At 69.9% G+C, this 25,420-nt stretch carries 16 protein-coding genes; 12 read left to right on the plus strand and 4 right to left on the minus strand.

Translation table 11 applies throughout. The features are described from left to right. From OG819_RS05145 to OG819_RS05175, 7 genes are all read left to right on the plus strand, one after another. Positions 1-981, plus strand: coding sequence for a GNAT family N-acetyltransferase (locus tag OG819_RS05145; RefSeq protein ID WP_266648233.1), 981 nt, complete (start codon positions 1-3; stop codon positions 979-981). Next, positions 978-2,318, plus strand: coding sequence for an ABC transporter substrate-binding protein (locus tag OG819_RS05150; RefSeq protein ID WP_266648234.1), 1,341 nt, complete (start codon positions 978-980; stop codon positions 2,316-2,318). The genes OG819_RS05145 and OG819_RS05150 overlap by 4 nt, the downstream gene beginning before the upstream one ends. Continuing rightward, positions 2,312-3,277, plus strand: a complete 966-nt coding sequence (locus OG819_RS05155) for a carbohydrate ABC transporter permease (protein ID WP_266648235.1) — start codon at positions 2,312-2,314, stop codon at positions 3,275-3,277. Before OG819_RS05150 ends, OG819_RS05155 begins: the two co-directional genes overlap by 7 nt. After that, positions 3,274-4,143, plus strand: a complete 870-nt coding sequence (locus OG819_RS05160) for a carbohydrate ABC transporter permease (protein ID WP_266431240.1) — start codon at positions 3,274-3,276, stop codon at positions 4,141-4,143. Before OG819_RS05155 ends, OG819_RS05160 begins: the two co-directional genes overlap by 4 nt. A gap of 331 nt (positions 4,144-4,474) precedes the next feature. Continuing rightward, on the plus strand, positions 4,475-6,511 hold the full coding sequence (locus tag OG819_RS05165; protein WP_266648237.1) for a M4 family metallopeptidase: 2,037 nt from the start codon (positions 4,475-4,477) through the stop codon (positions 6,509-6,511). 296 nt (positions 6,512-6,807) lie between these two features. Continuing rightward, positions 6,808-8,466 (plus strand): M4 family metallopeptidase, encoded by a 1,659-nt coding sequence (locus OG819_RS05170; RefSeq protein ID WP_266628778.1) that lies wholly within the window; start codon positions 6,808-6,810, stop codon positions 8,464-8,466. 87 nt (positions 8,467-8,553) lie between these two features. After that, a complete protein-coding gene (locus OG819_RS05175) occupies positions 8,554-9,069 on the plus strand; it encodes a DUF1990 family protein (RefSeq protein WP_266628776.1) in 516 nt (171 codons plus the stop codon). A 28-nt stretch (positions 9,070-9,097) separates the two neighbouring features. On the opposite strand, the gene glgP is transcribed toward OG819_RS05175, so the two are convergent. Beyond that, the gene (gene glgP, locus OG819_RS05180; RefSeq protein WP_266628774.1) at positions 9,098-11,728 is read right to left on the minus strand and encodes an alpha-glucan family phosphorylase; all 2,631 of its coding nucleotides are present in this window, start codon (positions 11,726-11,728) and stop codon (positions 9,098-9,100) included. 697 nt (positions 11,729-12,425) lie between these two features. On the opposite strand from glgP, the gene OG819_RS05185 reads away from it, so the two are divergent. From OG819_RS05185 to glgB, 5 genes are all read left to right on the plus strand, one after another. Further along, complete coding sequence (locus OG819_RS05185) at positions 12,426-13,628, plus strand: S8 family peptidase (protein ID WP_266648238.1); 1,203 nt, start codon at positions 12,426-12,428, stop codon at positions 13,626-13,628. A 194-nt stretch (positions 13,629-13,822) separates the two neighbouring features. Beyond that, positions 13,823-15,949: an alpha-1,4-glucan--maltose-1-phosphate maltosyltransferase gene (locus OG819_RS05190; RefSeq protein WP_266648239.1), complete on the plus strand. Its 2,127-nt coding sequence runs from the start codon at positions 13,823-13,825 to the stop codon at positions 15,947-15,949. Next, the gene (treS, locus tag OG819_RS05195) at positions 15,946-17,667 is read left to right on the plus strand and encodes a maltose alpha-D-glucosyltransferase (protein ID WP_266648241.1); all 1,722 of its coding nucleotides are present in this window, start codon (positions 15,946-15,948) and stop codon (positions 17,665-17,667) included. The genes OG819_RS05190 and treS overlap by 4 nt, the downstream gene beginning before the upstream one ends. A gap of 279 nt (positions 17,668-17,946) precedes the next feature. Then, a complete protein-coding gene (locus tag OG819_RS05200; protein WP_266648243.1) occupies positions 17,947-19,398 on the plus strand; it encodes a maltokinase in 1,452 nt (483 codons plus the stop codon). A gap of 36 nt (positions 19,399-19,434) precedes the next feature. Continuing rightward, positions 19,435-21,897 carry a 1,4-alpha-glucan branching enzyme gene (glgB, locus tag OG819_RS05205; protein ID WP_266648245.1) on the plus strand — a complete coding sequence of 821 codons (2,463 nt, stop codon included), beginning with the start codon at positions 19,435-19,437 and terminating at the stop codon, positions 21,895-21,897. A 91-nt stretch (positions 21,898-21,988) separates the two neighbouring features. Here glgB and OG819_RS05210 read toward each other — a convergent pair whose 3' ends face one another. The 3 genes from OG819_RS05210 to OG819_RS05220 all read right to left on the minus strand — a co-directional run bounded on the left by OG819_RS05210 (position 21,989) and on the right by OG819_RS05220 (position 25,193). Beyond that, positions 21,989-24,214, minus strand: a complete 2,226-nt coding sequence (locus OG819_RS05210) for an AAA family ATPase (RefSeq protein WP_266648247.1) — start codon at positions 24,212-24,214, stop codon at positions 21,989-21,991. Between the two features lie 221 nt (positions 24,215-24,435). Further along, on the minus strand, positions 24,436-24,750 hold the full coding sequence (locus OG819_RS05215; protein ID WP_266648249.1) for a thioredoxin domain-containing protein: 315 nt from the start codon (positions 24,748-24,750) through the stop codon (positions 24,436-24,438). A 14-nt stretch (positions 24,751-24,764) separates the two neighbouring features. Next, positions 24,765-25,193 (minus strand): MerR family transcriptional regulator, encoded by a 429-nt coding sequence (locus OG819_RS05220; RefSeq protein ID WP_266431267.1) that lies wholly within the window; start codon positions 25,191-25,193, stop codon positions 24,765-24,767. Positions 25,194-25,420: the final 227 nt, after the last annotated feature.

Here is a 25,420-nt window from a genome sequence, read left to right on the forward strand (position 1 = left end):
ATGACCGATCGCACGACGACATCCCGGGCCGGGATTCGCGGCTTTCGCGCGGGCGACGGCCCACGGTTGGTGGAGGCGTGGCGCCGCAGTGCGCCGGCCGACCCCATCACCCCGGACCGCTTCCGCTCCCTGGTACTGCTCGACGCCAACTTCGATCCGGAGGGGCTTCGGGTCGCCGTCGACGGCGACCGTGTCGTCGGCGCCGCCTACGCGGTGCGCCGTCTGACGCCGATGGCCGGCACCGACTTGGAGCCGGGGCAGGGCTGGATCCCGTTCTTCTTCGTCGACCCGGCCGCCCGCGGGCGCGGCCTCGGCCGCCGGCTGCTGACCGAGGCCCTCGACTGGCTGCACGGCCACGGCCGCACCCGGGTGGACTTCTCCTCGTACACCCCGAACTACGTCCTGCCCGGCCTGGACGCCGAGGCGTACCCGGAGGCGGCCGGGCTCCTCGAGTCGCTGGGCTTTCGCACGCTGTACGAGGCGGCGGCGATGGACCGCGGCCTGGTCGGCTATCGCATCCCGGAGGATGTCGCGTGCCGCTCGGACGAACTGACGGCGCGGGGCTACCGGTTCGCCACCCCGTGCGACGACGACCTGGTGGACCTCTTCGCGCTCGCCGGGAACCACTTCGGCCCGGACTGGGCGTGCACGATCCGGCAGTGTCTGGCCGCGGGCACACCGCTCGACCGCATCGTCGTCGCCCGGGACCCTTCGGGCCGCCTGGTCGGCTGGGCGATGCACGGCACGTTCGATGCGGTGGACGAGCGGTTCGGGCCGTTCGGCGTGCTGGAGGAGATGCGCGGCACCGGACTGGGCAAGGTCCTGCTCCACCTGGTCCTGGAGCGGATGCGGGCGCGCCGTGCGCACTCCGCGTGGTTCCTGTGGACCGGCGAGCAGTCCCCGGCGGGCCACCTGTACCGCAGGAGCGGTTTCACCACGACCCGGGTGTTTCGCGTGATGCGCCGGGAGGCCGCCGGATGACGCCGTCACGCCGCGGCGGCGGCCTGAGCCGCCGTCACGCCGTGCTCGCGCTCCCCTCGGCGCTGCTCGCCTCCGGATGCGCCGCGCCGCACCGGGGCACCGGGCGGCCCGGGGATCCGATCGTCCTCACCCTGCTCTCCCACTACGCGAGCGGGGTGCTCAAGGAGGCCCTGCGGGGCCCGGTCGACGAGTGGAACGCCACGCACGACCGGGTCAAGGTGCGGACGAAGGCCGTCGAGTTCACGGACCTGCTGACCACGTTCATGGTCCGGCAGGCCGCGGGCCAGGGCGCCGACATCCTCCAGCCGTACTGCCTGTGGAACGGCCAGCTCGTCCAGGCCGGTGTCCTGCGGCCCGCCCCCTCCGAGCACGCCGAGGAGATCACCCGCGGCTACGGCGAGGCCGCGGTCGGCTCCTCGTCGGTGGGGGGCAGGGTCTACGGCTACCCCACCGAGGTGCAGACGTACGCCCTCTACTACAACAAGCGGCTGCTGCGCGAGGCCGGCGTCGACGGCCCTCCGCGCACCTGGCGGGAGCTGGAGGACACGGCGTACCGCACCACCGAGCGGGACCGGTACGGCAACACGCTGGTCCAGGGGTTCGGGCTGTCGACGTACGACGACTCCACCACCGTCGGCCAGACGCTCGCCCTGCTCAACGCCGCCGGCGGAAGGTTCGTCTCCGCGGACGGCCGGAGCACCGCCATCGACTCGCCGGCCGGCCGGGCCGTGTTCGATCTGGAGCACCGCCTCGTCGCCCAAGGCGCGAGCGACCCCGGCGTCAACGTCTACAAGGCGTTCCAGTCCGGGCAGGTGGCCATGGTGGTCAGCGCCGGTTGGTGGACCGGGAGCCTGAAGGAGCAGATGGGCGAGGACTACCGCGATGTCGGCGTCGCGCCGCTGCCCGTCCCCGAGGCGGACGACAAGCGCGCCACGCTCTGCACCGGCTTCATGCTGGGGGTCAACGCGGCCAGTGAGCACCCGCGCGAGGCCTGGGAGTTCCTGCGCTGGCTCAACACCGAGAAGGTGCGCGTGAAGAGCGCCGGGACGGGCGCGACGGCGACCCGGATGAGCTCCCTGCAGGTGTCGGTCGGCTCCCTGACCGGCCGCGCCGACGACATGCGGACTCTCCTGAGCGAGGGCACCGATCCGAACCTGCGCCCGTTCCTGGACGCGCTGGCGTACGCGGTGCCGGAGCCGAACGTGCCGGGCGCGCAGCAGGCCAAGTCGCTGCTGCGCAAGAACATCGAGGCGCTGTGGACCGGTCAGCGGTCGGTCGACGAGGCACTGCGCACCACCCGTCGTCAGATCGATCAGGAGGTGTCGCGCTCATGGTGAACACCCTGGCGCCGGACACGACCGAGCGGGTGCGCGGCCCACGGTCCGCCGCGCCCGCCGTCGACGGCCGCGGCCCGACCCGGCGCCGGCGTCGGCAGGCCGTCGTCGCCTATCTCTTCCTGGCGCCGACGTTGCTGTTCTTCTCGGTCCTCCTGATCCTGCCGCTCGGCTTCGCGCTGCTGCTGTCGATGTCTCACTGGGCGGGGTTCGCCCTCGGCGACATCGATCCAGTCGGCCTGGACAACTTCGTCGGCCTCTTCGCGGACGGATCGACGTTCCTCGCGCCGATCCTCACCAACACGCTGCTGTTCGCCCTGGGCACCGTGGCCCTCGCGCTCGCCGGCTCCGTGCTCGTCGCCACCTGCGTCGACAAGCTGCGGTTCCAGGGGCTGTGGCGCACCCTGTACTTCCTGCCGATCGTCACGACCGTCGTCGCCGTCGGCAACGTGTGGAAGTACATGTACGAGCCGGGTGGCCTCGTCAACGGCGTCCTCAATGGCCTCGGACTCGGCTCGGTGGCGTTCCTCCAGGACCCGGACACCGCGCTGCCCTCGGTCGTGGTCGTCCAGGCCTGGGCCTCGGTCGGCTCGGCGATCCTCGTCCTGACCGCCGGGCTGAAGTCCATTCCCGAGCCGTACTACGAGGCCGCCGCGCTCGACGGCGCCGGGCCCGTCACCGTCTTCTGGAAGATCACGGTGCCGCTGCTGCGACCGTCCCTGCTGTTCGTGTGCATCACCCAGTTCCTCACCGGCCTGCAGTCGTTCGCCCTGATCATCGTGATGACCAGGGGCGGGCCGGGTGACGCGACCAATGTGGCCGCGCTGGAGATGTACCGGCAGGCCTTCGGTTACGGCGACTGGGGCACCGCGAGCGCCGCCGCCTTCGCGCTGTTCGTGGTGGTCCTGGTGGTCACCCTGGTGCAGTTGTGGTTCTTCCGGCGCAAGGGGGAGGACGTATGATCCGCCGCCGTTTCCCGTGGTTGTCGTATCTGCTGGTCGTGACCGGCGCCGTGCTCATGGTGGTGCCGTTCCTCGACATGGTGATGACGTCCTTCAAGGGGCCCGGTGAGTACGGCACGCTGCCGTACCGGTTCCTGCCGAAGGCGTTCGACCTGTCGAACTACCGGGCGGCGGTCGGCCAGCTCGATCTGCCGGTGCTCTTCCGCAACAGCGTCATCGCCACCGCCGTGATCACCGGTTCGGTACTGCTCACGTCGTCGCTCGCCGGCTACGCGCTCGCCAAACTCCGCTTCCCCGGCCGGGACTTCATCTTCCGTCTCGTGCTGTCGACGATGATGTTCCCCCCGTTCCTCTTCCTCATCCCGCACTTCCTGATCCTGGTGCACTGGCCGCTGGCGGGCGGCAACGACCTGTTCGGGCGCGGCGGCGCGGGCCTGACCGTCAGCATCGCGGCGCTCGCGATGCCATTCCTCGTCAACAGCTTCGGGATCTTCCTGATGCGCCAGTTCATGGTCTCGATCCCGGACGAGGTCCTCGAGGCCGCGCGCATCGACGGGGCCGGTGAGTTCGCCGTGTGGTGGCGGATCGTGGTGCCGCAGACCATGCCGGTCGTGGTGACGCTCGGGCTGCTGACCTTCGTCGACGCCTGGAACGAGTACATCTGGGCGCTGCTCGTCTCGACCGCCAACCCGGACGTGATGACCCTGCCCGTCGGCATCCAGCTCCTGCAGGACTACGTCGACCCGACCCGCTCGATGCCCATCGTCATGGCCGGCCTCGTCCTGAGCATCCTGCCGGTCCTGATCCTCTTCCTGCTGCTGCAGAAGTACTACATCCGCGGCGTCATGCTCAGCGGCCTCAAGTGAGGACACGGGGGCTTCACGAACAAGCCAAACCCGGAGGTTCCAGGGCGGCCGGCGAAGCGGCGGTCGACGGGTTCGTATACCGAACATGACCAACCGGAGAACGAACCAATTCCAGCCAAGTTCCTGACGCGGTCCTGACAGAAAGCGAGATCTGCTGCCACTCTTGCCCACGGCAACTTCACAGCAACCTCACAGCACCACCCGCTGTGTCGCTGCCGTAGACCCCCATGCAACTGGTTCCGCGTTCCGCCCTGTTCTGCCCGGACGGGTACCCACCCCGCCCGGATCCCCACTGGCCGCGCGAGCCGTGGCCACGCAGAAGGAGTCAGTGTTGAGCAGCAGTTCCTCCCACAGACGCACCTCCCACACCACTCAGCGCCGTGTCGCGGCCGTCGCCCTCGTCGGCGTCTCCGCACTGCTGGCCGCGGCCGTCCAGTCGGGCGCCGCGAGCGCGGCCCCCCAGAAATCCTCCCTCGGCAAGATCAACCGAGGTTCTCTCGCCGTCCAGCTCACGCCTTCGCAGCGCGCCGAGCTGATACGCGACGCGGACGCCGCCAAGGCGGCGACCGCCAAGGACCTCGGCCTCGGGGCCGACGAGAAGCTCGTCGCCCGCGACGTCATCAAGGACGCGGACGGCACGGTCCACACCCGCTACGAGCGCACCTACGCGGGGCTCCCGGTCCTCGGCGGCGACCTGGTGGTCGACACCACCAAGGCCGGCAGGACCGAGCGCGTCATCAAGGCGACGCGGGCCTCCCTCAAGGTCGCCTCGCTCACGCCCGCCATCGCCGCCTCGAAGGCGGAGAAGCAGGCCCTCTCCCTCGCCAAGGCCGACGGTTCGAAGAAGACCGACGCCGACCGGGCGCCCCGCAAGGTGATCTGGGCGGCGGACGGCAAGCCGACCCTGGCATACGAGACGGTCGTCGGCGGCTTCCAGGACGACGGGACGCCGAACCAGCTGCACGTCATCACCGACGCGGCCACCGGCAAGAAGCTCTACGAGTACCAGGGCATCGAGACCGGCATCGGCAACACCCAGTACAGCGGGCAGGTGACGCTGACCACCACGCAGTCGGGCTCCAACTACACGCTCACCGACGGCGCGCGCGGCGGCCACAAGACGTACAACCTCAACCGCGGTACGTCCGGCACCGGCACCCTGTTCTCGCAGACCAGCGACACCTGGGGCAACGGCACCACGTCGAACGCCGCCACCGCGGGCGCCGACGCCCACTACGGCGCCGCCGAGACATGGGACTTCTACAAGAACACCTTCGGCCGCAGCGGCATCAAGAACAACGGCGTGGGTGCCTACTCCCGGGTCCACTACGGCAACGCGTACATCAACGCGTTCTGGGACGACAGCTGCTTCTGCATGACGTACGGCGACGGGGCCGGCAACGCGGACCCGCTGACCGCCATCGACGTGGCGGGCCACGAGATGAGCCACGGTGTCACCTCCAACACCGCGGGTCTCAACTACAGCGGTGAGTCCGGCGGTCTGAACGAGGCGACCTCCGACATCTTCGGCACCGGCGTCGAGTTCTACGCGGGCAACTCCAGCGATGTCGGCGACTACCTCATCGGCGAGAAGATCGACATCAACGGCGACGGCACCCCGCTGCGCTACATGGACAAGCCCAGCAAGGACGGCGGCTCGGCGGACAACTGGTCCTCCAGCGTGGGCGGTCTCGACGTCCACTACTCGTCCGGCGTCGCCAACCACTTCTTCTACCTGCTGAGCGAGGGCAGCGGCGCCAAGGTCATCAACGGCGTCAGCTACAACTCGCCGACCGCCGACGGCCTTCCGGTCACCGGCATCGGCCGCGACAAGGCCCTGCAGATCTGGTACCGGGCGCTCACCACGAAGTTCACCTCGACCACCAACTACGCGGCGGCCCGCACCGGCACGCTCGCGGCGGCGGGCGAGCTGTACGGCACGACGAGCGCCGAGTACACGGCGGTGCAGAACGCCTGGGCGGCCGTGAAGGTCGGCTCGCGTCCGGGCGGTGGCACCGGTACGTCGTTCGAGAACACCGGCGACGTATCGATTCCGGACAACGGAGCGGCGGTCACGTCCTCGGTCACGGTCACCGGCCGTACCGGCAACGCCCCGTCGAACCTTCTGGTCGACGTGGACATCGTGCACACCTGGCGCGGTGACCTGGTCGTGGACCTGCTGGCCCCGGACGGCACGGTGTACCCCCTGAAGGCCTTCAGTTCCTCCGACTCGGCGGACAACGTCCAGGAGACCTACACGGTCGACGCGTCCTCCGAAGTCGCCAACGGCACCTGGAAGTTGAGGGTCCAGGACAAGGCCGCGCAGGACACCGGCTACATCAACAGCTGGAAGCTGACGTTCCCGTAGGCCGCGCTTGAACACACGGCACCGAGAGGGCGCCGCCCTGGGGTCCGGCCCCGGGGCGGCGCCCTCTTTGCCGTGCCATGACCCCGCTTTTGTTGCCGCTTGACCAAGATCGAGATCCGCGCAACGAACAGTGATCTTCATTCAGCGGACGCTTTTCGGCCAAGGTTTCATCGCCCTCCTGACATGTACGCGTCCTGGATGTCACTCTTCCACCGCACGGCTCACCCGCACCGCAACTTCACACCTTCCGTACGGCCACCCCACGCCGTCCGGTCGCCCCCACAAGAGGAGATTGCGTGACCCCCCTCTACGCGCGTCACAAGCGCACCACTCTGGCCATCGCCACCGCTGTGGCTGCCGGAGCACTGCTCACCACCGGTCTGACCACCGGTGCCTCCGCCCAGACCGAGTCGGCCGCCGCCAAGGCGAAGCTCCCCGGCGCCACGGTCCTGCTCTCCAACGCCGCACGCACGAGCCTGATCCAGAAGGCCGACGCGGCCGCGCCCGAGACCGCCCAGCAGATAGGCCTCGGCGCCAAGGAGAAGCTCGTCGTCAGAGACGTCCTCAAGGACGCGGACGGCACGGTGCACACCCGCTACGAGCGCACGTACAACGGTCTTCCGGTCCTCGGCGGCGACCTGATCGTCCACGAGTCCAAGGCCGGCAAGACCGAGGGCGTCACCAAGGCCGTGAAGACGGCCATCAAGGTCGCCTCGCTGAAGCCGCAGGTCACCACCGCGAAGGCCGAGAAGCAGGCTCTCACCCTCGCGAAGGCCGCCGGCTCGGAGAAGACCACGGCCGACCGGGCCCCCCGCAAGGTGATCTGGGCCGCCACCGGCAAGCCCACCCTCGCCTACGAGACGGTCGTCGGCGGTCTCCAGGACGACGGCACCCCCAACGAGCTGCACGTCATCACCGACGCGGCCACCGGCAAGAAGCTCTACGAGTACCAGGGCATCGAGACCGGCACCGGCAAGACCCTCTACTCGGGCACGGTCACGCTCAACACCACCCTGTCGGGCTCGACGTACCAGCTGACCGACGGCACCCGCGGCAGCCACAAGACGTACAACAAGTCGCACACCACCTCCTCCTCCGCGGGCACCCTGTTCACCGACGCGGACGACACCTGGGGCACCGGCGCGGCCTCCTCGTCCACCACCGACCAGACCGCGGCCGCCGACGCCGCGTACGGCGCGCAGGAGACGTGGGACTTCTACAAGAACACCTTCGGCCGCAGCGGCATCAAGAACAACGGCGTCGGCGCGTACTCCCGCGTCCACTACGGCAACGCGTACGTCAACGCGTTCTGGGACGACAGCTGCTTCTGCATGACGTACGGCGACGGCTCCGGGAACACCCACCCGCTGACCTCGCTGGACGTGGCCGGCCACGAGATGAGCCACGGCGTCACCGCCAACACGGCCGGTCTCAACTACTCGGGCGAGTCCGGCGGCCTGAACGAGGCGACCTCCGACATCTTCGGCACCGGCGTCGAGTTCTACGCGGGCAACTCCTCCGACGTGGGTGACTACCTCATCGGCGAGAAGATCAACATCAACGGCGACGGCACCCCGCTGCGCTACATGGACCAGCCCAGCAAGGACGGCGGCTCCGCCAACTACTGGTCCTCCTCGGTCGGCAACCTCGACGTGCACTACTCGTCCGGTGTCGCCAACCACTTCTTCTACCTGCTGTCCGAGGGCAGCGGCGCGAAGACGATCAACGGGGTCTCCTACAACTCCCCGACGTACAACGGCTCGACGGTCACCGGCATCGGCCGCGCCAAGGCCCTGCAGATCTGGTACAAGGCGCTGACGACGTACATGACGTCGACGACCAACTACAAGGCCGCCCGCACGGCCACGCTCTCGGCGGCCTCCGCGCTGTACGGCTCCACCAGCACGGAGTACGCGACGGTGGCCGCGGCCTGGACCGCGGTCAACGTGAGCTAGTGCCCCCGGGGTCCCAGGGACCCACCTAGGCACCTTGGGCGGTACCCGGAGAGAAGGCATCTCCGGGTACCGCCCTACGCTGTCCCCATGGTCTCCCCGGACAACCCCTTCACCTACGAGGACGTGGGCGCGACGCGCGACGGCCGCTGCCCGCCGGGGTTCCACCCCCTGCACCTGCGCACCCGCGTCGGCGAGGGCGAGGCCGTCTTCCGCGCCGCCTCCGAGGCCGTCATGACCTGGGAGATGCACCGCGCGATGGGTGTGGGCATCACCGCCACCGCCGACAAGGCGGCCCCCGGAGTCGACGTCACCGTCGGACTCGGCCCCCTCACGGCCCCCTGCCGTGTGGTCTGGACGGTCGAGGAGTACCGCCGGGCCGGCTGGGCCTACGGCACCCTGCCCGGCCACCCCGAGCGCGGCGAGGAGGCCTTCGTGGTCGACCGCACGGGCGACGGCACGGTCTGGCTGACCGTGACCGCCTTCAGCCGTGCGGCCAAGTGGTACACCCGTGCGGGCGGGCCGGCGACCCGCGGACTCCAGCAGGCCTACGCGCGGCGCTGCGGGACGGTACTGCGCCGGATGTGCGCGGGGTTCGAACCGTAGGCCGCGGCTGGACCCGTAGGCCGCGCCCTCAGCGCATGAGGACCCCGGCCTCCTCCCCCACCTCCTCCGAAGGCACCGTCACCAGGCCCAGCTCGGCGCCGGACGCGAGCAGCCGGTGCGTGGGGAGAATGCGGACCGTGTAGCCGAACGGGCCGGTGCGGTCGAGGGAGAGCGGACCCTCGTACGCCCACCGCCCTTCCGGGTCCGGACCGCCCACCGGTTTCAGCGGGACGCAGCTCGCGTCCGCGATCCGGTCCTGCGAGTCGACGCGGCCCGAGACCGCCTGGACCTCGACGTCGTCCGGGGCGAGGTCGGCCAGCGCCACGCGCACCCGCAGGGAGAGGGTCGTGCCCAGTTCGGCGGTCGTGGTGGCGGCCGAGGCCTCCAGATGGTCGACCGTGACCCGGGGCCAGGCCGCCCGGACGCGGGACTTCCAGACCGCCAGCTCGCGAGCCGTGTCCGGGGCGAGGGAACGGTGCGCGCGGGCCGCCGGGGCGTACAGGCGCTCCACGTACTCGCGCACCATCCGGCCCGCCAGGACCTTCGGGCCGAGCTGGGTCAGCGTCTGGCGGACCATCTCGATCCAGCGGTCGGGCAGCCCGCCCTGGCCCCGCTCGTAGAAGCGCGGCGCCACACGCTGTTCGAGCAGCTCGTAGAGGGCCGCCGCCTCCAGGTCGTCACGGCGGTCGTCGTCGGTCGCCGTACCGTCCGCCGTCGGAATCGCCCAGCCGAAGTCCGGCTGGAACCACTCGTCCCACCAGCCGTCCAGGACGGAGAGGTTGAGACAGCCGTTGAGCGCCGCCTTCATACCGGACGTGCCACAGGCCTCCAGCGGACGGAGCGGGTTGTTCAGCCAGATGTCGCAGCCGGGGTAGAGCTTCTGCGCCATCGCCATCCCGTAGTCCGGGAGGAAGACGATGCGGTGGCGTACGCGCGGGTCGTCCGCGAACCGGACCAGCTCCTGGACGAGTCGCTTGCCGCCGTCGTCGGCGGGGTGCGCCTTGCCCGCGACCACGATCTGGACCGGGCGTTCGGCGTGCAGGAGGAGGTCCATCAGCCGGTCGCGGTCGCGCAGCATCAGGGTCAGGCGTTTGTAGGACGGGACGCGGCGCGCGAATCCGATCGTGAGGACGTCCGGGTCCAGCACCCCGTCGATCCAGCCGAGTTCGGCCGTACCGGCGCCGCGTTGGCGCCAGGAGGCGTGCAGGCGTTCCCGTACCTCGAGCACCAGCTGCTCGCGCAGCACCCGGCGCAGGTCCCAGATCTCCTGGTCGGCGATGTCCGCCACCGCGTCCCAGCGGTCCGAGCCGCCGACCGTCATCGCGTCCTCGGTGCGCTGGGCGCCGATCTGGCGGGCGCCGAGACGGAAGACCTCCGGTGCCACCCAGGTCGGTGCGTGCACGCCGTTGGTGACCGAGGTGATCGGTACCTCGTCGGGGTCGAAACCCGGCCACAGGCCGGCGAACATCTCGCGGCTGACCTGCCCGTGGAGCAGCGACACCCCGTTGGCCCGCTGGCCGAGCCTGAGCCCCATCACCGCCATGTTGAAGACGTTCGGATCACCACCCGGGTAGGTCTCCATGCCGAGGCCGAGGATCCGCTCGACGTCGATGCGGGGGAGTTCCGCGTCCGGGCCGAAGTGGTGGGCGACCAGTTCGCGGTCGAAGCGGTCGATGCCCGCGGGGACGGGGGTGTGGGTGGTGAAGACGGTACCGGCGCGGACGGATTCCAGGGCGGCCTCGAAGTCCAGCCCGTCGTCCCCCTCGCCGAGTTCCGCGATGCGCTCCAGGCCGAGGAAGCCCGCGTGGCCCTCGTTGGTGTGGAACACCTCGGGCTGGGCGTGGCCGGTGAGCCTGCAGTACGTGCGTACGGCGCGCACTCCGCCGATGCCCAGCAGCATCTCCTGCAGCAGCCGGTGCTCGCTGCCGCCGCCGTACAGCCGGTCGGTCACCCCGCGTTCGCCGAGGTCGTTCTCCTCGACGTCGGAGTCGAGCATGAGGAGCGGGACGCGGCCGACCTGGGCCAGCCAGATGCGGGCGCGCAGGGCGCGGCCGCCCGGGAGGGCGAGGGTGACCTGGGCCGGGGTTCCGTCGGATTCACGCAGGGGTACGAGAGGCAGTTCATTGGGGTCGAGGACGGGATAGTGCTCCTGTTGCCAGCCGTCGCGGGACAGGGACTGGCGGAAGTAGCCGTGGCGGTAGAGAAGTCCTACGCCGATGAGAGGTACGCCCAGGTCGCTGGCGGCCTTGAGGTGGTCGCCGGCGAGGATTCCGAGGCCTCCGGAGTACTGGGGCAGGGCGGCGGTGATGCCGAACTCGGGTGAGAAGTAGGCGATGGCGGCGGGCAGATCGGGAATCCGGGTCTGGGTCTGATACCAGCGCTCGCCCGTCACGTAGTCGCGCAGGTCGTCCGCGACGGCGGCGAGGCGGCGCAGAAAGCGGCGGTCCTCGGCGAGTTCCGCGAGGCGCCGGGGAGGGACGTTGCCGAGCAGGCGTACGGGGTCGCCGTCGGCGGCGGTCCAGCGTTCGGGGTCGACGGACTGGAAGAGGTCGCGGGTCTCGGCGTGCCAGGACCAGCGCAGGTTGCGGGCGAGGTCACTGAGCGGGTGAAGGGCGTCGGGCAGTACGGGGCGAACGGTGAATCTGCGGATTGCCTTCACGAGTTCCACCTTCACGAAAGACGTATGCGGCAGGGTGGGTATGCGGCAGGACGTACGTCACCCACGACGGTAGCGGCGAGGGTGTTTCCACAACACGGCGCATCGATGAACTCCGGCGCCATGGGTGGCGGGCCGGTGGGTGGATGGGTGGGCGAGTGGGTGGGTCGGGGGCGTGGGGGCGTGTCGAGGCCGTCGCCGCCGGATCAGACGTGGGCCGGGCAAGCGAGCCGCTGCTCGATCCGAACGTAAGCGACGACCTTGCGACACACCCCCACGCCCCCTTCCGTACGCAGCCGACCACGGCCGAGTGGAACAGGGAAATGCGGGGCGCAGCCCCGCCCCAGGGGCGCGGGGAACTGCGCGACCAGCCCCCACCGGCCCGCAGGCAAACGAATCGGCCGGGCGGGGATTACGGGGCGCAGCCCCGTCCTGGGCGCGCGGGGAACTGCGCGAACGGCCCCCACCGGCCCGCAGCCGACGAACTCACCCCAACGGTCCCACCGGCGGAGCCCTCGGCCGGAAATCGACGCACCCATTCCGCCCAACCCCCGGAGGGTATGGCCGATTCCGCCCGCATGGGCGGCCTTGTGGTGCTTCACACCACACGAGAGGCTGCCAAGTGGCGTACCCGCGGCCGCGATCGCGCACCGGTCGGCCTCGGTCGGCGTACGCCGACTTGAGGAGGGGAACTCACGTCATGGCACAGACGAGAACGTGGCGTCTGCGCTGGGCAGGATGCCTCACCGCGGTCACGACGGCCGCGGTGCTTTCGGCCATCACCCTGCCCGCGCACGCCGCCCCGGAGGGGCGGATACTCGGCGCCGGTGACCCCGGCTCCGTCAGCGGTAGTTACATCGTGACGCTCAAGGGGGGTACGAAGGCTCCGTCATCGGCGGGTAAGGGCATCGCCGAGAAGTACGGGGCGAGAATCAGCCACACGTACGGCACCGCGCTCAACGGTTACGCGGTCGAGGTGAGCGAGAAGCAGGCGCGGCGGCTCGCGGGGGACTCCCGGGTGGCCTCCGTGGTCCAGGACACCCGGGTGACGCTCGACCACTTCGAGAAGAACCCGCCGTCCTGGGGGCTGGACCGGCTCGACCAGCCCGCGCTGCCGCTCGACAAGGGCTACACGTGGCCGGAGTCGACGGGCGCGGGCGTGACGGCGTACGTCATCGACACGGGGATTCGGATCACGCACAAGGACTTCGGGGGGCGGGCCGGTTACGGCTGGGACTTCGTGGGCGACGACAAGTCGGCCGGGGACGGGAACGGGCACGGGACCCATGTCGCCGCGACCATCGCCGGGACGACCTACGGCGTGGCGAAGAAGGCCAAGGTCGTGTCCGTGCGGGTGCTCGACAACGCCGGGGCCGGCACCACCGCGCAGGTCATCGCCGGTATCGACTGGGTGACCCGGCACGCGCACAAACCGGCGGTCGCCAATCTGAGCCTGGGCGGCTACGCCAACGCCCAGTTGGACGCCGCCGTACGCAACTCCATCGCCTCCGGAGTGACGTACTCGGTCGCGGCGGGCAACGACGGACTGCCCGCCGGGCTGTACTCCCCCGCCCGGGTCAAGGAGGCGCTGACGGTCGGGGCCAGTGACCAGGCCGACGCCCGGGCGAGCTTCTCCAACTTCGGTGCGGGCCTCGACCTGTTCGCGCCCGGCGTGGCGATCACTTCGGCGTCGTACGCGAGCGACACCGGGAAGGCGACCTTCTCCGGCACGTCGATGGCGAGCCCGCATGTCGCGGGCGCGGCGGCGCTCTATCTCGCCGACCACCCGAAGGCGACCCCGGCCCAAGTGAGCAAGGCGTTGGTCGGGCGGGCCGTCTCCGGGAAGATTCGCGGCGCGGGGTTCGGTTCGCCGAACAGGCTTCTACAGGTCGGCCGTTCATAGCGAACCGCCGCAGCAGGCACCGGCCTCGCCCGTCGAACGAGGCCGGTCCTGTGTGTAGACATACGCGTAAGTAGTTAGCAACCTGCCGGATTGCTCACCCGAATAGGGTGGGAAGGCTCCCCCGGTACGCCCCGCAGGCCCCACCTCCCCACACCGTCATCCGCCCACCCACGTTGACGCGGACAGGAGCGGTCATGCCCGCCACGCACCACACGTCGCCACCCCCGACGACCACCTCCGACACACCCCCCCTACGCAAGGTCGACGCCGTCCCCCGCGCCCCGGAGCAACCCTCCGACCAGGCCGGCGAAGGCGGCGAGAGCGTCGGACGCATTCCCGTCCTCGACGTTCGGCCCCTCGTCCTCCAAGGCCGCCGCCCGGCCAAGGCGGTCGTCGGTGAGGCCTTCGAGGTCTCGGCCACCGTCTTCCGTGAAGGCCACGACGCCGTCGCCGCGAACGTCGTCCTGCGTGATCCGGAGGGCCGCACCGGCCCCTGGACCCCGATGCGCGAACTCGCCCCCGGCACCGACCGCTGGGGCGCCACCGTCTGTGCCGCGAGTACCGGCCACTGGACGTACACCGTGGAGGCCTGGAGCGATCCGGTCTCCACCTGGCGCCATCACGCCGGGATCAAGATTCCGGCGGGCATCGACACGGAACTGGTTCTGGAGGAGGGCGCTCGGCTGTACGAACGCGCGGCCGCCGGAGTGCCGAAGAGCAAGGGCAGAAGGGAGGTCGTCCTCGCCGCGGCGGACGCGCTGCGGGATGTCGGCCGCGGCGCGGCGGCCCGGCTCGCCGCCGCCCGTACCCCCGAAGTGGACAGGGTCCTCGCTCGCCATCCGCTGCGTGAGCTGGTCAGCCGCTCGCAGCCGTTGCCCCTGCTGGTGGAACGCGAGCGGGCGCTGTACGGCTCCTGGTACGAGTTCTTTCCACGTTCGGAGAGCGGATATCTCGATCCGCCGGTGCACGGCACCTTCCGCAGCGCCGCCGAACGGCTGCCCGCCATCGCGCGGATGGGCTTCGACGTCGTGTATCTGCCGCCGATCCATCCCATCGGGACCACCTATCGCAAGGGGCCCGACAACACGCTCTCGGCGGGGGCCTACGACGTCGGTGTGCCGTGGGCGATCGGATCTCCGGAGGGCGGGCACGACGCCGTTCATCCGGACCTCGGCACGATCGACGACTTCGACGCCTTCGTGAGGCGGGCGGAGCGGGAGGGGCTGGAGATCGCTCTCGACTTCGCACTGCAGTGCTCTCCGGACCATCCCTGGGTGGAGAAGCACCCCGAGTGGTTCCATCACCGGGCGGACGGGTCGATCGCGTACGCGGAGAATCCGCCGAAGAAGTACCAGGACATCTATCCGATCGCCTTCGACCAGGACATGCCGGGACTGGTCCAGGAGACGCTGCGGGTGCTGCGGTACTGGATGAGCCACGGCGTACGGATCTTCCGTGTCGACAACCCGCACACCAAGCCGGTGGTCTTCTGGGAGCGGGTCATCGCGGACATCAACCGCACCGACCCGGACGTGATCTTCCTGGCCGAGGCGTTCACCCGGCCCGCGATGATGCGCACGCTGGGGGCCGTCGGCTTCCAGCAGTCGTACACCTATTTCACCTGGCGCAACACGAAGGAGGAGCTCACCGATTACCTCGGTGAGCTGTCGGGGGAGGCGGCCGCTCACATGCGGCCCAACTTCTTCGTCAACACCCCTGACATCCTGCACGAGTTCCTTCAGCACGGCGGGCGGCCGGCCTTCGAGCTACGTGCGGTGCTCGCCGCGACACTGTCTCCGACCTGGGGCGTCTACAGCGGATTCGAGCTCTGTGAGAACACCCCGCTGCGTGCGGGCAGCGAAGAGTACCTGAACTCCGAGAAGTACCAACTGCGTCCGCGGGATTGGGAGTCGGCGGAGCGGGAGGGTCGTAGCATCGCGCCGTTGCTGGGTGCGCTCAACACCATCCGGCGGCGCAGCCCGGCCTTGCGCCAGTTGCGCGACCTTCACTTCCACCACACGGACAAGGACGCGGTGATCGCCTACTCGAAGTCGGTCACGGACGGGAGCGGATCGAACACGGTTGTGGTGGTGGTCAACCTCGACCCCCACCACACCCAGGAGGCGACGGTCTCGTTGGACATGCCGCAACTCGGCCTGGACTGGCACGAGTCCGTGCCGGTGCGCGACGAGCTCACCGGCGAGACCTACAACTGGGGCAGGGCCAACTATGTGCGTCTTGAGCCAGGGCATAGCCCCGCGCACATCCTCACCGTCCTGCGACCGTCCTCACCGCAGATCGGAGGGTCACCCACCACATGATCGTCAACGAGCCCGTCCCGGACACCTTCGAGGACACTCCGGCCAAGGACCGCGACCCCGAATGGTTCAAACGCGCCGTCTTCTACGAAGTCCTGGTCCGCTCCTTCCAGGACAGCAACGGCGACGGAGTCGGCGACCTCAAGGGCCTCACCGCGAAACTCGACTACCTGCAATGGCTGGGCATCGACTGCCTGTGGCTGCCCCCGTTCTTCAAATCCCCCCTGCGGGACGGCGGCTACGACGTCTCCGACTACACCGCCGTCCTGCCCGAGTTCGGTGACCTCGCCGACTTCGTCGAATTCGTCGACGCCGCCCACCAGCGCGGCATGCGCGTCATCATCGACTTCGTCATGAACCACACCAGCGACCAGCACCCGTGGTTCCAGGAGTCGAGGACCAACCCCGACGGGCCCTACGGCGACTACTACGTCTGGGCCGACGACGACAAACAGTACGAGGACGCCCGGATCATCTTCGTCGACACCGAGGCCTCCAACTGGACCTTCGACCCGGTCCGCAAGCAGTACTTCTGGCACCGCTTCTTCTCCCACCAGCCCGACCTCAACTACGAGAACCCGGCCGTCCAGGAGGAGATCGTCTCCGCACTGCGGTTCTGGCTCGACCTGGGCATCGACGGGTTCCGGCTGGACGCGGTGCCGTACCTGTACCAGGTCGAGGGAACGAACTGCGAAAACCTTCCGGCAACGCACGAGTTCCTGAAGCGGGTCCGCAAGGAGATCGACACGCACTATCCGGACACGGTGCTGCTGGCGGAGGCGAACCAGTGGCCCGAGGACGTCGTCGACTACTTCGGCGACTTCCCCTCGGGCGGCGACGAGTGCCACATGGCGTTCCACTTCCCCGTCATGCCGAGGATCTTCATGGCGGTGCGCAGGGAATCCCGGTACCCGGTGTCGGAAATCCTGGCGAAGACCCCGGCGATCCCGTCCAGCTGCCAGTGGGGCATCTTCCTGCGCAACCACGACGAGCTGACCCTCGAAATGGTCACCGACGAGGAACGCGACTACATGTACGCGGAGTACGCCAAGGACCCGCGCATGCGCGCCAACATCGGGATCAGGCGGCGGCTCGCGCCGCTCCTCGACAACGACCGCAACCAGATCGAGTTGTTCACCGCCCTGCTGCTGTCACTGCCCGGCTCGCCGATCCTCTACTACGGCGACGAGATCGGGATGGGCGACAACATCTGGCTCGGCGACCGCGACGCGGTGCGCACCCCGATGCAGTGGACACCCGACCGCAACGCGGGCTTCTCCTCCTCCGACCCCGGCCGGCTCTTCCTGCCCACCATCATGGACCCGGTCTACGGCTACCAGGTGACCAACGTCGAGGCCTCGATGTCCTCGCCCTCGTCACTGCTGCACTGGACCCGCCGCATGATCGAGATCCGCAAACAGAACAAGGCCTTCGGCCTCGGCTCCTACACCGAGCTGCAGTCCTCGAACCCGGCGGTCATCGCGTTCCTGCGCGAGGCCCCCTCGACCGAGGACGAAGGGGACGACCTCGTCCTCTGCGTGCACAACTTCTCCCGCTTCGCCCAGCCCACCGAACTGGACCTGCGGGCCTTCAGCGGCCGCCACCCGGTCGAACTCATCGGCGGGGTGCGATTCCCGGCCATCGGCCAACTCCCCTACCTGCTCACCCTCGCAGGCCACGGCTTCTACTGGTTCCGGTTGCGACGCGACCACGGTGAGTAGTGATACCGTTACTACGTTCTGTTCATCAGAACCCGAGACCGCCGGGCGGGTGGCTCGGTCATCAACCGCACGCGCTCGTCGCGTGAAACCTCTTCGAGTGATCGGACAGGAGACGCCACCGACTCAGGTGGCGTGCACGCCAATGGTTCCGGCTCCGCAACTCGCCGGTCGTGGCTCGCGGCCACAATTGAGGGCGGGACGGTTTTCACCGTCCCGCCCTGGGCACCCTTCACGAAACCCGACGCTCCTCCGCCACACGACGTGGAAGGGACGCATGCCATGTCGGAAGCCGCAACCCACTCTGTCACGGCCCCCGTCGCACGCCCCGAGTTGCTCGCGTCGCTCGATCCGCTGCTGCGGCAATGGCTGCCACGGCAGCGCTGGTTCGCGGGCAAGGGACGTCCGGTCACCGGGTTCTCCCTGGTGACGGCCAACGAACTGCTGCCCTCGACGAGTCAGCTGGGCCTGCTCCACCTGCTCGTCCGGGCGCACCAGCCACTCACTCCCGCCCAGGGAGCCACTCCCCAGCCCGGTGACTGCTACCAGCTGTTCGTCGGCGTACGCGAGGCACTCCCGCCGCGCCTCGCGCCCGCGCTGATCGGACACGTGACGGAGGGGCCGCTGGCGGGACACACGGTCTACGAAGCACTGCACGACCCGCGCCCCGCCGACGTACTCCTGGAGGCCCTGCGCACCCGGGCCCGCATCGGCGAGCTGCGCTTCGAACGGGAACGGCACCAGGAGATCCGGGGTGATCTGATCCCGCGCCTGATCACCGCGGAACAGTCCAACTCGTCCCTGGTTTTCGGAGATACGTTCATCCTCAAACTGCTGCGCCGCATAGTCCCGGGGGTGAACCCCGATCTGGAACTGCCGCTGGCGCTGTCCCGGGAGGGCTGCCCGCGGGTGCCGGCACCGACCGCGTGGATGGCCGCCGACCTGGGCGAGGAGACGTACGTCCTGGGAGTGCTGCAGCCCTTTGTCCAAGGCGCGGTGGACGGCTGGGAACTGGCGCTGAGTGGACTGGCCAAGGACGACGATCCCAGCGGCGAGGGCTTCGCGGGGGAGGCGCGGGCGCTGGGCCGGGCCACCGCCGAGGTGCACATGGCCCTCGCCCGTGCGCTGCCCACGGTCACGCTGGGGCATGTGCAGTTGGAACTGCTCGTCGCCGCCATGACCGAGCGGCTGGCCGCGGCCGCCCAGGCGGTGCCCGCGCTGCGGCCGTACGCCCCCGGTCTGCGCACTGCCTTCGAAGCGCTGGCCGACCTGGCCGGCGAGGGGCGGAGCTGGACCGCCCAGCGCATCCACGGGGATCTGCACCTCGGCCAATGTCTGCGCGCGCCCTCCGGGGAGTGGTCGCTCATAGACTTCGAGGGCGAGCCGTCGAAACCGCTCGCCGAGCGCCGCATGCCCCAGCCACCCCTGCGGGACATAGCGGGGATGCTCCGCTCCTTCGACTACGCGGCCCACGCGCTCCCCCAGGCTCTCGGCCCCGCCCGGTCGGGCGGGACCCCGATCCCGCAGGCGTCCGGCTGGGCCGACACCTGCCGGGCCGCGTACTGCACCGGCTACACGGAGGTTGCCGGCCGCGACCCGCGCGCCGATCCCGTACTCCTGCGCGCCTACGAGACGGACAAGGCGATCTACGAAGTCCTGTACGAGGCCCGGCACCGGCCCGACTGGCTGCCGGTGCCGATGGCGGCGATACGCAGGCTTGCCGCATCCCCCTGACCTTCCCCACCTCACCCCGCCGAGGAGGCCCTGCCCGTGACGCCCCGCCCCCCGTCCGACGACAGTCCGAAGAAGAACGGCGCCAAGAAATCGGCTGCCGCCAAGAAGACCGCGGCCAAGAAGGCTGTGGTCAAGAAGGCTGTGGTCAAGAAGGTCGCTGCTCAGAAGCCTGCCGGGAGCAAGACCGCGAAGGACTCCAAGGACTCGAAGGATTCCAAGGTCTCGGCGAAGGGGGCCGGGGCGAGGATTCCCGAACCACGGGCTGCCGAGCCCAACGTCGCCGAGCCCGCCGTCGCCGACGGCGCTCCCGTCCTCGCCGGGCTGGAATCCGGCGACCGCGAGCGGCTGCTCTCCGGCACGCATCACGATCCGCACGGGGTGCTCGGCGTCCATCCGGTGCCAGGCGGTGTGGCCTTCCGGGCCTTCCGTCCGTACGCGCTCGGGGTGAGTGTCGTGACCGGCGACTTGCGGGCCGACCTGCACGACGACGGGGACGGGTTCTTCTCGGGGCTGGTGCCGCTGCGCGCGGTCCCGGAGGCGTACCGGCTGCACGTGGAGTACGAGGGGACGGTTCAGGACACCGAGGACGCGTACCGCTTCCTGCCCGCGCTCGGGGAGTTCGATCTCCATCTGCTCGGCGAGGGACGCCACGAGGAGCTGTGGCGGGCCCTGGGTGCGGAGCCGATGGTGCACCAGGGCGTGACCGGCACCCGTTTCACGGTCTGGGCGCCGAACGCGCGCGGGGTCCGCCTCGCCGGCACCTTCAACTTCTGGGACGGCACCGGGTATCCGATGCGGTCGCTCGGCTCCTCCGGGGTGTGGGAGCTGTTCGTGCCGGCGATCGGCGAGGGCGAGCTCTACAAGTTCGAGATCACCCGCCCGGACGGCTCCCGCACCCTGCGGGCCGACCCCATGGCCCGCCGCACCGAGGTTCCGCCGCGCACGTCGTCGGTCGTGCACGCCTCGCACCATGTGTGGCGGGACGAGGAGTGGATGGCGGCGCGCGGGGCCCGTCCGGTGCACGAGGCACCGCTGTCGGTGTACGAGGTCCACCTGCCTTCATGGCGTCCCGGCCTGACCTACCGCCAACTGGCCGAGCAACTGCCCGCCTACGTCTGCGACCTGGGCTTCACCCATGTCGAGCTCATGCCGGTCGCCGAGCATCCCTTCGGCGGCTCCTGGGGCTACCAGGTCACCGGCTTCTACGCCCCGACCGCACGGCTGGGCACCCCCGACGACTTCAAACACCTCGTCGACGCCCTGCACCGGGCCGGGATCGGCGTCCTCATGGACTGGGTACCGGCCCACTTCCCGCGCGACGAATGGGCGCTGGCCGAGTTCGACGGACGCCCCCTGTACGAACACGCGGACCCCCAGCGGGCCGCCCACCCCGACTGGGGCACCCTCGAATTCGACTTCGGGCGCCGCGAGGTACGCAACTTCCTCGTCGCCAACGCCGTGTACTGGTGCGAGGAGTTCCACATCGACGGACTGCGCGTCGACGCGGTCGCCTCGATGCTCTACCTGGACTACTCGCGGGAGCCGGGGCAGTGGACCCCGAACGAACACGGCGGCCGGGAGAACCTCGACGCCGTCGCCTTCCTCCAGGAGATGAACGCCACCGTCTACCGCCGCGCCCCCGGTGTCATGACGATCGCCGAGGAGTCGACGGCCTGGGACGGCGTCACCCGGGCCACCCACCACACCGGACCCGGGGGCTTCGGGGGGCTGGGGTTCGGGCTGAAGTGGAACATGGGGTGGATGCACGACTCGCTGAGCTATGTGCAGCACGAGCCGGTCCATCGCAAGTACCACCACAACGAGATGACGTTCTCGATGGTGTACGCCTACAGCGAGAACTACGTCCTGCCCATCTCCCACGACGAGGTCGTCCACGGCAAACGGTCACTGGTGTCGAAGATGCCCGGCGACTGGTGGCAGCAACGCGCCACCACCCGCGCCTACCTCGGCTTCATGTGGGCCCACCCCGGCAAACAACTCCTCTTCATGGGCCAGGAATTCGCCCAGGGCGCCGAATGGTCCGAAGCCCACGGCCCCGACTGGTGGCTCCTGGATCCCGCCTACCCCGCCGAACCCGACCACCGCGGCGTCCGCGACCTCGTCCGCGACCTCAACACCGTCTACCGCCACGAACCCGCCCTCTGGCAACGCGACACCGACCCCGCCGGCTTCACCTGGATCGCCGGCGACGCCGCCGACGACAACGTCCTCGCCTTCCTCCGCCACGACGCCGACGGCACCCCCCTGCTCGCCGTCTCCCACTTCTCCCCCGTCGTCCGCCACGACTACCGCCTCGGCATCCCCGAGTCCGTCCCCGCCTGGCACGAAGTCCTCAACACCGACGCCGCCCGCTACGGCGGCAGCGACGTCCACAACCCCCACCCGGTCAAACCCGAGCCCCATCCCGCGCACGCCCACCCCACCAGCCTGCGGCTGACCCTGCCTCCACTCGCCACGATCTGGCTCCGCCCCGCCTGACGCCTCCGGCGACCATGGCGTCAGCGGGCGCGCGCGGGTGATGCCGGCGAGGGCGGGGCGAGGACCATGGACTCCTCGCCCCGCCCGGCGGTCAGACGGTCGCCGCCCGCAGCGCCTGAGGCAGCTCCCCCGTGTACACGATCCCCAGCGCCTGCGTCGCCCGCGTCAGCGCCACGTACAGGTCGCTCGTGCCGTACCGCGCCGGTTCGACCACGAGGACGGAGTCGAATTCCAGCCCCTTGGCCTGGCGGGGGTCGAGGAGGACGACCGTCCGGGTCAGGTCGGGCTCCTCCCCCGCCGTCACGTCCTCCAGCCGGTCCGCGAGCGAGGTGTGCAGTTCGCGGGGTGCGATCACCGCGAGTCGCCCCTCGGCGGGGGTCAGTTCGGCGACGGCCTTCGCGACGGTGCCGGGCAGGTCGTCCCCGGCGGCGCGGGCCCAGGGCCGTACGCCCGTCGAACGCACCGAGCGCGGCGGCTCGAAGTCCGGGTGCCGCGCGCGCAGGACGCCCGCCGCCACGTCCATGATCTCGGACGGGGTGCGGTAGTTGACGGCGAGGCGCTTGTGCTCCCAGCGGTCCTCGACGTAGGGGGTGAGGATCTCCGACCAGGATCCCACTCCGGCCGCCTCGGCGGTCTGCGCGGGGTCGCCGACCAGGGTCATCGAGCGGGTCGGGCTGCGCCGCATCAGCAGGCGCCAGGCCATCGGCGAGAGTTCCTGTGCCTCGTCGACGATGATGTGGCCGAACGCCCACGTCCGGTCGGCCGCCGCGCGTTCGGCGGCGCTGCGGTGGTCGTCCTCCTCGTGCCGCTCGGCCATCCGCTCGGCGTCGATGATGTTGTGCGCGGACAGGATCTCGGAGTCCTCCTCGTCCTTGTCCTCGAACTCGTAGGTACGGGAGGCGTAGGACACGTCCAGCACGCCCTGCGCGTACGCCACCTGGGCGCGGCGTTCCTGGTCGGCGAGGGCGCGGGCGACGCGGTCGTCCTCGCCGAGCAGTTCGGCGGCCTCGTCGAGGAGGGGAACGTCGGCGGTGGTCCAGGACAGGGTGACCGGGCGGCGGATCGCGGCGGCGTCCTCGTCCGGGACATATCCCTCGGGGTCCGCGAGGAAGTCGGCGACCAGGCGCTGCGGGGTCAGCCGCGGCCACAGCTGGTCGATGGCCGACCAGACCTCGGGGTTCTCGGCGAGGTCGTCACGGATCTGGGTGATGTCGCTCGGGTCGAGCAGGTTCGAACCGTCGAAAAGGTCGGTGCCGATGCGCTCGGCCAGCATGTCGGTGAGCGTGTTGAGGATGTGGCCCTCGAAGTACTCGCGGGCCACGTTGTGCGGCAGTTTCGCCTCGCGGGTACGGTCGCGGGCGACCTGGACGAGCCCGGCGTCGAGCATCAGGATGTCCCGGTCGTGCTCGATCGCGATGACCGGGTCGGGCAGCGCCTGGCGGTCCTGGACCACGGCGGCGAGCACCTCGGCCATGTCGGCGCGGCCCTTCACGGCGGCGGCCCGCGGGGTGTCGGTGGCGGTCGCCCTGACGCCGGGGAACAGTTCGCCGACGGTCGTGAGCAGCACGCCCGTCTCGCCGAGCGAGGGCAGTACCTCGCCGATGTAACCGAGGAAGGCCGGGTTGGGGCCGACGATCAGGACGGCGCGCTTCGCCAGCAGTTCCCGGTACTCGTACAGCAGGTACGCGGCCCTGTGCAGCGCCACGGCCGTCTTTCCGGTGCCGGGGCCGCCCTCGACGACCAGCACGCCCTTGTGCGGGGCGCGAATGATCCGGTCCTGTTCGGCCTGGATGGTCTGCACGATGTCGCTCATGCGGCCGGTGCGCGCCGAGTTCAGCGCGGCCAGTAGTACGGCGTCGCCGGTCGGGTCCTCGTGGCCGGTGCGCTCGTGGTCGCCGAGGTCGAGGATCTCGTCGTGCAGGTCGGTCACCCGGCGGCCGTCGGTGGTGATGTGCCGGCGGCGGCGCAGGTCCATCGGCGTGTGGCCGGTGGCGAGGTAGAAGGGGCGGGCGACCGGGGCCCGCCAGTCGATGAGGATGGGGGTGTGATCGGTGTCGCCGGCGCGGATGCCGATGCGGCCGATGTGATGGCTGACGCCGGAGGTGAGGTCGATCCGGCCGAAGCAGAGCGAGCCGTCCACGGCGTTCAGCGCGGCGAGCAGGCCCGAGCGCTCGGCGACCAGCACGTCCCGTTCGAGCCTGGCCTGCATGGGCGTGCTGCCCTGCGCGAGCGCGTCGCCGACGGAGGCCTCGGTGTCGCCTCGCAGCACGTCCACGCGTGCGTACAACCCGTCGATGAATTCCTGCTCGTGCAGCAATTCATCGTCGGGAAATCCTGTGGTGCCCTCTGCGTTTGAGCCCCTGTTTGACAATTCCGCTCCCGGCCGGATATACTGCGTTCAGTGAACTTCTCCGCGACCAATTCTTCTGAAGTCGCGAATCATTCAATATACGCAAGGAAATCCCCCGAGCGCAATTGCCCGGGGGATTTCTTGTAGTTCCGCTGGATATCTACGTGGTCCGAGCACGTCGGACCACGTCAGAGCACCTCGGACAGCTCCTCCAGCAGCCGGCGCTTCGGCCGGGCGCCCACCATCGACTTCACCGGCTCACCGCCGCGAAAGACCATGAACGTGGGCATCGACAGCACCCGGTAGGCGTTCGTCGTCAGCGGGTTCGTGTCCACGTCCAGCTGGACCACCTTGAGCCGCTCGCCCTCCTCGGCCGCCAGGGCGCTGAGCACCGGCCCCATCTGCCGGCACGGCGGGCACCAGTCGGCCGTGAACTCCACCAGCACCGGGAGCTCGGCGCCGATCACCTCCGCCTCGAAGTCCGCGTCCGTCACCGAAGCCACGCCTGCCACCTTGATCACCGCGTCCGCCCTCCCAGTTCGCATACGGGTTCCGGGCCGCCCGGAACCTCCGCCTCGGCCGCCAGCTCGTCGCGCGCCCGCTCGGCCCGCGCCAGCTGCGCGCCGACCTCGGCCCGTACGACCCGCAACTCGTCGATCAGCGCGTCGAGCTCGCCCAGCTTGCGCCGGTAGACCGCGAGCGAGGCCGGACAGGAGTCCCCCTCCGGGTGCCCCGCCCGCAGACACTCCACGAAGGGCCGGGTCTCCTCCAGGTCGAACCCGAAGTCCTGCAGCGTCCTGATCTGCCGCAGCAGCCGCAGGTCGTGCTCGTCGTACGTCCGGTACCCGTTCTCGCCCCGCCGCGCGGGCAACAGTCCCCGTGACTCGTAGTACCGAAGAGTCCGCGTGGTGGTCCCGGCCCGCGCCGCCAGCTCGCCGATTCGCATGGGTGCGACAGTAGGGGTTGACCCCAGCGTCAAGGCAAGCTGGTGAGAACGCTTGCCCCGTGGGAGGACCACCGGCGCCAAGGTCACTGCATCCAAAGGGCCCTACGTCGAGACGTCACAGCAATCTCCGGATCCGGCGGCCTCGCGCCGGATCCGGGAAAAAAGGTCAGTTGCGAGACAGGCCGATAGCCGCCCACCAATCCTGCAGCAGATTCTTGTATACGCCT

Origin of the sequence: Streptomyces sp. NBC_01549 (genome assembly GCF_026339955.1) — a bacterium.
Lineage (GTDB): Bacteria > Actinomycetota > Actinomycetes > Streptomycetales > Streptomycetaceae > Streptomyces.

Excerpts from the sequence above, each read along its gene's own strand:
- OG819_RS05160 (WP_266431240.1), top strand. The coding sequence starts at position 3,274 with ATGATCCGCCGCCGTTTCCCGTGGTTGTCGTATCTGCTGGTCGTGACC.
- OG819_RS05190 (WP_266648239.1), top strand. The coding sequence starts at position 13,823 with ATGCCCGCCACGCACCACACGTCGCCACCCCCGACGACCACCTCCGAC.
- OG819_RS05185 (WP_266648238.1), top strand. The coding sequence starts at position 12,426 with ATGGCACAGACGAGAACGTGGCGTCTGCGCTGGGCAGGATGCCTCACC.
- treS (WP_266648241.1), top strand. The coding sequence starts at position 15,946 with ATGATCGTCAACGAGCCCGTCCCGGACACCTTCGAGGACACTCCGGCC.
- OG819_RS05150 (WP_266648234.1), top strand. The coding sequence starts at position 978 with ATGACGCCGTCACGCCGCGGCGGCGGCCTGAGCCGCCGTCACGCCGTG.
- OG819_RS05200 (WP_266648243.1), top strand. The coding sequence starts at position 17,947 with ATGTCGGAAGCCGCAACCCACTCTGTCACGGCCCCCGTCGCACGCCCC.
- OG819_RS05155 (WP_266648235.1), top strand. The coding sequence starts at position 2,312 with ATGGTGAACACCCTGGCGCCGGACACGACCGAGCGGGTGCGCGGCCCA.
- OG819_RS05220 (WP_266431267.1), bottom strand. The coding sequence starts at position 25,193 with ATGCGAATCGGCGAGCTGGCGGCGCGGGCCGGGACCACCACGCGGACT.
- OG819_RS05175 (WP_266628776.1), top strand. The coding sequence starts at position 8,554 with ATGGTCTCCCCGGACAACCCCTTCACCTACGAGGACGTGGGCGCGACG.
- OG819_RS05145 (WP_266648233.1), top strand. The coding sequence starts at position 1 with ATGACCGATCGCACGACGACATCCCGGGCCGGGATTCGCGGCTTTCGC.